8 protein-coding genes are annotated in these 7,357 nt (G+C 70.2%); all 8 read right to left on the minus strand.

The genetic code is table 11. The features are described 5' to 3' along the window. Positions 1-26: 26 nt before the first annotated feature. The 8 genes from dksA to V7026_RS04485 all read right to left on the minus strand — a co-directional run bounded on the left by dksA (position 27) and on the right by V7026_RS04485 (position 7,096). Positions 27-743 carry an RNA polymerase-binding protein DksA gene (gene dksA / locus V7026_RS04450; RefSeq protein WP_334154082.1) on the minus strand — a complete coding sequence of 239 codons (717 nt, stop codon included), beginning with the start codon at positions 741-743 and terminating at the stop codon, positions 27-29. 177 nt (positions 744-920) lie between these two features. Beyond that, the gene (locus V7026_RS04455; RefSeq protein ID WP_334154083.1) at positions 921-1,997 is read right to left on the minus strand and encodes a CobW family GTP-binding protein; all 1,077 of its coding nucleotides are present in this window, start codon (positions 1,995-1,997) and stop codon (positions 921-923) included. A 38-nt stretch (positions 1,998-2,035) separates the two neighbouring features. Continuing rightward, positions 2,036-3,220, minus strand: a complete 1,185-nt coding sequence (locus V7026_RS04460; RefSeq protein WP_334154084.1) for a class I SAM-dependent rRNA methyltransferase — start codon at positions 3,218-3,220, stop codon at positions 2,036-2,038. Between the two features lie 34 nt (positions 3,221-3,254). Then, complete coding sequence (locus tag V7026_RS04465; RefSeq protein ID WP_334154085.1) at positions 3,255-3,683, minus strand: DsrE family protein; 429 nt, start codon at positions 3,681-3,683, stop codon at positions 3,255-3,257. A gap of 90 nt (positions 3,684-3,773) precedes the next feature. Further along, positions 3,774-4,805, minus strand: coding sequence for a tyrosine-type recombinase/integrase (locus V7026_RS04470; protein WP_334154086.1), 1,032 nt, complete (start codon positions 4,803-4,805; stop codon positions 3,774-3,776). A 30-nt stretch (positions 4,806-4,835) separates the two neighbouring features. Next, positions 4,836-5,528, minus strand: a complete 693-nt coding sequence (locus V7026_RS04475) for a DUF484 family protein (protein ID WP_334154087.1) — start codon at positions 5,526-5,528, stop codon at positions 4,836-4,838. A 96-nt stretch (positions 5,529-5,624) separates the two neighbouring features. Next, complete coding sequence (gene dapF / locus V7026_RS04480) at positions 5,625-6,506, minus strand: diaminopimelate epimerase (RefSeq protein WP_334154088.1); 882 nt, start codon at positions 6,504-6,506, stop codon at positions 5,625-5,627. Beyond that, on the minus strand, positions 6,506-7,096 hold the full coding sequence (locus V7026_RS04485; protein WP_334154089.1) for an OmpA family protein: 591 nt from the start codon (positions 7,094-7,096) through the stop codon (positions 6,506-6,508). The genes dapF and V7026_RS04485 overlap by 1 nt, the downstream gene beginning before the upstream one ends. Between the last annotated feature and the right edge of the window lie 261 nt (positions 7,097-7,357).

The raw sequence follows: 7,357 nt of genomic DNA on the forward strand, positions 1-7,357 counted from the left end.
TGCCGGCCCCGCGGGGCCATGCGAACTCAGTCGCCGAACAGCTTTTGCTTGAGCTCGCGGCGCTGCTGGGCCTCGATGGACAGGCTGGCGGTCGGCCGCGCCAGCAAGCGGCCCACGCCGATGGGCTCGCCGGTTTCTTCGCAATAGCCGTAGTCGCCGCTGTCGATGCGCGCCAGCGATTGTTCGATCTTCTTGAGCAGCTTGCGCTCGCGGTCGCGCGTGCGCAGCTCCAGGGCGTGCTCTTCTTCGATCGTGGCGCGATCGGCCGGATCGGGCACGACCACCGTGTCCTCGCGCAGATGCTCGGTCGTCTCGCCGGCGTTGTTCAGGATATCCTGCTTGAGCGCCTGCAGCTTGCGCCGGAAGTAGGCCAACTGGACGTCGTTCATGTATTCCGCATCCGGCATGGCCAGGATGTCGGCGTCCGTGAGCTGCTCGAGGGGCAGCTTCTTCCAGTTGTCGGCTCGTGTGGGGTCTTTGCACAGCGCGGCGGCTGCGGGCGTGGCGGTCGTGGTCATGACGGGTTCGGGTGAATAACTGGCCTTGGCCGCATGCGGATCGTGGGTCGGCGCGACAGCCTCGGTGGTCTGCGCATGCATGGCCGCCTTCTCGGCGCGGCGGGCGGCCGCGGCGGAGGGTTTGCGCGCCGCGCGCGCCTTGTCTTCGCCCCCCGCCGCGGTGGGCGGGAGGTCGGAACCGGCATCGGGGGACGGGGCCCCGCTCGACGGCGGACGGTTCTTCACGGCGCATCTCCTCTGGCTGGCCGGGTGCTGCCGCGCTGCGGCGGCGGCCCCGCAACCTCCCTGTCGCGGGGGCGCACCCGTCCGAATTGGGGGCCGATTGTAAGCGCAGTCATCAGCGCAGTCGTCGATGCCGCCCCACAAGGCCGATGCGGTCGTTGCGGCCGAGGCACACGCGGCTCAGGCCAGCGACTGCTCCAGCCCCTGCGTCAGGATGTCGCGTGGCAGGTCGATGCCGATGAACACCATCTTGCTCTCGCGTTTTTCGTGGGGCTTCCACACCGGGCCGAGGTCGCTACCCATGAGCTGGTGCACCCCCTGAAAGATCACCTTGCGGTCGGTGCCCTGCATGTGCAGCACGCCTTTGTAGCGCAGCAGCTTCGGCCCCCAGACCTGCACCACCGCGCCCAGAAAGTCCTCCAGCTTGTGCGGGTCGAACGGCCGCTCGCTGCGCCAGACGAAGCTCTTGACGTCGTCGTCGTGGTGGTGGTGCCGGGCATGTCCGTGTCCGTGCTTATGCCCATGGTCGTGGTCATGGTCGTGCGCGCAATGCCCGCGGTCGTGGTCGCAGTGGCTGTGGTCGTGGTGATCGTGTGCGTCCGCTTTCAGGAAGTCCGGATCGATGTCGAGTTTGGCGTTCAGATTGAACCCCCGCAGATCCAGCACCTTGGACAGCGGCACCTGACCAAAGTGCACGGTCTCGATCGGCGCGCGCGGGTTCATGTGCTTGAGGCGATGGATCAGCGCATCGAGTTCGTCGGCCGACACCAGATCGGCCTTGCTGATGAAGAGCTGATCCGCGAAGCCGACTTGGCGGCGGGCCTCCTGCCGCTCGTCGAACTGCTGCTGGGCGTGCTTGGCGTCCACCAGCGTCACAATCGAGTCGAGCAAAAAGCTCTCGGCCACCTCGTCGTCCATGAAGAAGGTCTGCGCCACCGGCCCCGGGTCCGCCAGGCCCGTGGTCTCGATGACCACGCGGTCGAATGCCAGCAGTCCCTTGCGCCGCTTGGCCGCCAACAGCGACAGCGTGCTGCGCAGATCCTCGCGGATGGTGCAACAGACGCAGCCGTTGCTCATCTGGATGATCTGCTCCTCGGTGTCGGCCACCAGGATGTCGTTGTCGATGTTTTCCTCGCCGAACTCGTTTTCGATGACGGCGATGCGCTGGCCGTGCGCCTCGGTGAGGACGCGCTTGAGCAGCGTGGTCTTGCCCGAGCCGAGAAAGCCGGTCAGGATGGTTGCAGGAATGAGTGCCATGGCATCAGTGTAGGGGGACTGTCAAGGTCTGGGCGCCGTCAGGGCCGGCGCCAGACCACCAGGCCCTTGAGATACTCGCCCTCCGGGAAGGCCAGTCCCGTCGGGTGATCGGGGGCGCCGCCGTGGCGGGCCAGGATGGTCGCCTCCACCCCCGCCTCGTGCGCGGCGCTGGCGACGATCTTCTGAAACAGCTCCACCCCGACCGCGCCGGAACACGAATAGGTGAACAAGACACCGCCGGGCTGGAGCAGCTTGAAGCCCAGCCGGTTGACATCCTTGTAGGCGCGCGCGGCACGCTCCAGGTGCGCGGCGGAGGGCGCGAGCTTCGGCGGATCGAGCACGATGGCGTCGAAACGCCGTCCCTCGGCCCAGAAGGCACGCAGGCTGGCGTTGACGTCCGCATCCAGAAAGGTGCAGCGCACCGCGTCGAAGCCGTTGAGCGCCACGTTGCGACGCGCGCGCTCCAGCGCCGGGCCGGAAGAGTCGATCGACGTCACATGGCGCGCGCCTCCGGCGAGCGCCGCCACCGTGAAGCCGCCGGTGTAGCTGTAGCAGTTGAGCACATCGCCCCAGCCAAAGCGCCGCGTCAGCTCGGCGCAGGCGCGCCGGTTGTCGCGCTGGTCCAGGTAATAGCCAGTCTTATGGCCCTCGGCCACGTCCAGGCTCAGGCGCCAGCCGTGTTCGTGGATTACGCATTCCGTGGGCCCGTCGCCGCGCAGCCAGCGGGTCGCCGGCGGCAGGCCCTCGAGCTGCCGCACGCTCGCGTCCGAGCGCTCGTACACGCGCTGCAGGCCCGTCACCCGCAGCAGGGCGTCGGCGATCAGGTCCTTGTGCCGCTCGGCGCCGATGCTGCCAAACTGGGCCACGAGGAGGTCCCCGTAACGGTCCACCACCAGGCCCGGCAGGCCGTCGGACTCGCCGTGCACCAGCCGCACCCCGTCGCTGTCGATGGCGAGCCGCTCGCGCAACCGCACGGCCGCGCGCAGCCGCCGCTCGAAAAACGCGGCATCGATGCGCTCGGCTTCGTCGAAGCTCCAGACGCGCACCCGAATCTTGGAGCTGGGCGCATACGCCCCCCACGCGAGAAAGCGCCCCTCGGCGCTTTCCACCCGCACCGTCTCGCCGGGATCGGCCCGGCCGCGGTCGATGGCGCCATCGAACACCCAGGGGTGATGGCGCAGCAGCGAGCGTTCCTTGCCCGCCTTGAGTCGGATCGTCTTCATGGGGGTGGATTGTCCCACCCCGGGCGGCGCGGACTCAGGGCCGCAGGTAGACGAAGCCCTCGCGCGCCTGCAGCCGCGCGACTTCGGCCACGCCGGAGGGCACGATCTTGGCCTCGGGCACCAGTTTGGCGGCGTCGATCTTGCGCGACACCAGGGTGTTGTTGCACACGCGGAACTCGATGCCGCGGTTGGCCAGATCGGCCACTGCGCCGGCAAACGGCTGCTCCATCTGGTTGGTGGCACCTTCGAGCAGGAAGTCGATGCCCAGGCCGTGCGTCGCGACCACGATCTTGGCCGACGGATCGGCCGCCAGGTGGTTGCGGATGTTCTGGACCGCGCGCGATGCCTGGGGGATGCCTTCGCTCAGGTGGTAGACGACCTTGACGGGTTCGGCAGCCTGGGCCGCCGCGGCAAAGGCCAGTGAGGCAAAAAACAGCGTGAGGGTGCGCCAGAGGGCTTTCATGGACCGGTCTCCTAATCATGCAGCAGGGGGGCGGAAGGTAGGGATCGCCTCCCGGTCGGGTCAAACATTGTCGCGCGAGCGGATAGCCGACTACCCATCGGGGTTACCCGCAGCGGCGGGCGGTGTGGGCTCTGCCGCGCCCGGCCCAGCCGTCGCCCCGGCGCCGCGGCGAGCGCGCGGATGGGCGGCCTCGTACACCCGACTGAGGTGTTGAAAGTCGAGCCGCGTGTAGATCTGGGTGCTGGCGATGCTGCCGTGGCCCAGCAGCTCCTGCACGCCGCGCAGGTCGCCGCTGGACTGCAGCACATGACTGGCAAAGCTGTGTCGCAGCATGTGGGGATGCACGTGCACGGCGACGCCGGCCTCGGCCGCCCAGACCGCCAGACGGCGGCGCGCCACCTGCGGCGTGAGCCGCTCGCCGCGCACGCCAACAAAAAGCGCCGACTCATCCGGCACCCGCAGTAACTGCGCGCGCACCGACAGCCAATCGGCCAGCGCCGCCAGGGCCGGGCCGCCGACCGGCACGGTGCGCCATTTACCCCCTTTGCCGCACACATGGGCCTCGCCTGCCTGGGCATCGACCCACCCCCGGGCGTGGGGCCCGGCCTGCACGTCCAGCCCCAACAGTTCCCCCAAGCGCAGGCCGCTGCCGTAGAGCAGCTCCACCATGGCCCGGTCGCCGCAGCGCTGCGCATGCGCGAGCGCCTCGGTCACCCGGTCACCGCCAGCGGTTTGGGCCGGACCGTGCGCCAGCCGCAGGGCATCCTCCACCGCCAAGGCCTTAGGCAACGGCTTGCCCGCTTTGGGCGGCCGCACCCCGTGCAGGGGGTGGCGGTCGATGCCCCCCGTGCGCCCAAGCCAATCGTAGAACCCGCGCCAGCTCGACACCACCAGCGCGATGCCGCGCGGCTGCCGGCCGGCCGCGTGCAGTTGGGCCACCCAGTGGCGCGCCTGGGACGGGGTTACGGCCTTCAGCTCGGTGCCCTCGGCCTGCGCACGACGGTACAGATCGTGCAAATGCGCGGCGTACAGTGCCTGGGTGCGTGCGGCCAGCCGCTTTTCCACCCGGACATGGGTCAGATAGTCCGCGATCAGCGCCAGATCGTCGGTCGTCGCATCCATGGCGGGCTCCGGCGCACCGTACCTCCGGCGTCAGTCCGCGGCCGGCAGCAGGCGGCTCAACGCCGCGGCCGCCTGAGCGCCGATGCGGGCCAGAAACTCGGTCCCCGCGCTGGCCTGGAACCGACGCGCATCGGGCGAGGCCAGCACCAGCAGCCCAAAGGCCGGTGCGTCCTCCGCGCGCCGCAGAGGCAACAGCGCCAGCGACACCGCGGCGTCGGGGTCGGCCAGCCACTGCACCGGCTCCACCCCGGGGTTGGCGCCACAAAACGGCTGGCGCAGGGAAGTGGCAAAGGCCCGGGCATCGTCGCTGGCGCCCTGCGCGAACGGCGCATCCGCCCACGGCGAGGCCACCCCCCACAGCTTCAGGGCGACCTGGGGCACGTCGAAGCGTGCCGCCAACCCGTCTGTGACGGCGGCGGGCAGCGCGGCCGGGTCGTTGACCGCCAGCAATTCGCAGGTCCAGCGGTGCAGGCGCTCGAGCAGGCCGGTGTTCTCCTGGCCGTGGCGGATCATCTCGGCCGCCCGCAGCTCGAGCTGGCGCAGCCGCTCGCGCAGGATCTCGACCTGCCGCTCCATCAGGCTGACCGCGCGGCCGACGTGCGGGCTGGTCAGTTGCACCGAAGCGAGCAGTTCGGCGTGGCGTTCGAAAAAGTCCGGCGTGTTGACCAGAAACTGGGCGATGTCGTCCTCGGTGATGGGCTGCAGCGGGGCGGTGGGGTTCAAGGGCTGGTCTCCGGCGTGCGCCACGGGGCGCGAGCAGCCCCGATTGTGGCGCAGGACGGGCCGCGCGCGGGCGCCTGCCGCACCACCGTGACGCCGTCAGGGCAAGTCCGGCACATCCACCACGCCCGTGAACACCGGCTCGGCCGGCCCTGTCATCCGCACAGGGGATTGCACGCCCTGGTGCATGGGCCACTCGATGGTCAGGCGGCCGCCCGGCAGTTCCACATCCACGCGCTCGTCGAGCCAGCCCAGCCGGATGCCGGCCACCACGGCCGCGCAGGCGCCCGTGCCACAGGCCAGCGTCTCGCCGGCGCCGCGCTCGTAGACCCGCAGCCGGGCGCGGTCGCGCCCGAACACCTGCAAAAAGCCCACGTTGACCCGTCGCGGAAAGCGCGGGTGCGACTCGATCGCCGGCCCCCACTGCGCCACCGGCGCGGTGTCCACGTCGTCAACGCGCAGAACGGCGTGCGGATTGCCCATGGACAACACCGCCACCGGCACGGGCGCGGGGCCCGCCGCCGCCACGGCGAGCGGCCAACGCTCCCAGGCGCCCTCGGGCATCGGCTGCAGACCGGCGGGGTCGAACGGCACCCGGGCCAGCTCGAACACGGGTGCGCCCATGTCCACGGTCACGCGCCCGTCGTCCTGCAGCGCCAGCGTCAGCACCCCGGCGCGGGTCTGCACCCGCACGGTGCGCTTGGGCGTCAGCCCCGCGTCGTGCACGTAACGCACGAAGCAGCGCGCCCCATTACCGCAGTTTTCCACCTCGCCGCCGTCGGCGTTGTGGATCACGTATTCGAAATCCACATCCGCATGGGGCGCCGGCCGCACCGTCAGAATCTGGTCCGCCCCGATGCCAAAGTGCCGGTCGGCCAGCCAGCGGTACTGGGCCCTGCTCAGGCCTAGGCGGCCCCGCGTCTCGTCGAGCACGACGAAATCGTTGCCCGCCCCCTGCATCTTCGTGAACGACAACTGCATCAGCTCGCCTGCTCCGCGACGAAGATTTCGACCCGGCGGTTGCGCGCGCGCCCCTCGGCGGTGTCGTTGCTGGCGACGGGCTCACGCGATCCGCGCCCGTCGATCGCGATGCGCCCGACCGCAACCCCCCGCGTGGTCAGGTAGTCGCGCACGGCCGCGGCGCGCTGGACCGACAGCGGGTTGTTGATCGCATCGCTGCCGGTGCTGTCGGTGTGACCGACGATGGTCACGCGCGCCGCGGGGTTGCGGTTCAGGCCGGCGGCAAAGGTGTCGAGCACGCCCCGGAAGTTGGGCTTGATGTCGGCACGACCGACGTCGAACGAGATGTCGCCCGGGATTTCGAGCTTCAGGCGGTTGTCGGCGGTTTGCGTCACCGCCACGCCGGTCCCGGCGGTGGCCTGCTCCATCTCGCGCTTTTGCTGCTCCATGCGGCTGGACCAGACATAGCCGCCAAGCGCCCCAACCCCGGCCCCGATGGCCGCGCCCCGCACCGCGCCCTTGCCGCCATCGGTCACGGCGCCCAGCACGGCCCCGGCTGCAGCGCCGATCATCGCGCCCTTGGCGGTGCCGGACTGTTGCTCTTCGGACATGTTGGCGCAACCGCCCAAGGCCAAGGCGGCGGCGAGCGCGGCGGCCCAAACGCCATGGAACGGGCCGCGGGATGGGCCTAGGGATAGCCCCTGAGAACGGACGAAATCCAACGGTTTCATGGCGGGACTCCTGCGTGACGCGCCCGGTGGCGCGGGATCGCTACCATTGTGATCCAGATCCGCCCGGCCGGCCACTGCGGGGCCGCCGCTGTTACCAACGGTGACAATCGATACACGCCATGGTCCGCCCCCACCTGCGCC

Source organism: Tepidimonas sp. (assembly GCF_036825565.1).
Taxonomy (GTDB): Bacteria; Pseudomonadota; Gammaproteobacteria; order Burkholderiales; family Burkholderiaceae_C; genus Tepidimonas.